At 78.7% G+C, this 682-nt stretch carries 1 pseudogene; it reads right to left on the bottom strand.

Annotation, left to right across the window (positions count from 1 at the left end):
• A pseudogene (locus AOK23_RS51880) lies at positions 1–682 on the bottom strand (hypothetical protein); the annotation flags it as partial.

Below are 682 nucleotides of genomic sequence, written 5' to 3'. Positions count from 1 at the left end.
TCGCCACGCCCGGGGAGCGTGATGTGGACCGAGCGCTCGTCGAGGGCGGGGCGGCGCCGGCGCAGCAGACCCGCCGCCTCCAGCCGCGTCAGCAGCGGCGAGACCGTGCCGTAGTCCAGCGTGGGGTCCGCTCGCAGGGCCCGGCGGTGGGTTTCCTCGGCGCCGCGGGCCTCCGGTGACAGGGCGGAGCGGCGGGACAGTTCGCCGAGCAGGCGGTCGGTGGTGTGCTCGTGGCGCGCGGCGGTCGCCGGGTTGGTGTTGCCCCGGGAGACGGCGGTGTGCCGTTCGGCCAGGTTGTGGGCGAGGAGGTCGACGACCTCGTGGTCGCCGCGGGCCAGGAGCGTGGGCTCCGGCCGGTGCGGCGGCTCCGCCGTGCGCAGGGTGGCCGCGCGATCGGCCACGGCGCGCCACGGGGCCTCGGGCGCCGGCAGGATCGGCGCGGCGGAGCGGGCGATGCGGTCCAGTTCCGGCAGGGCGTAGTCGGGGGCCGTCACGACCGCCGCCGCGTGCCGCGCCACGAACTGCGCCGCCTCGGCGGTCGTCTGCACGCGCGCGTGCTCCCGCTCGACGGCCGCCACCAGCGACGCCCCCGCCCCCCTCGTCCCCGCGACGTCGGAGGGCAGGCCACCGGGGGCGATGTGCTGCATGTGCACGGTCTCCCCGCCCCGGCGCAGCACCGAGG

Origin of the sequence: Streptomyces torulosus, from assembly GCF_001419765.1 — a bacterium.
Classification (GTDB): Bacteria; Actinomycetota; Actinomycetes; order Streptomycetales; family Streptomycetaceae; genus Streptomyces; species Streptomyces torulosus.
Note: the sequence above shows the minus strand (reverse complement) of the source record. Positions and strands in the feature narration are given on the sequence as shown.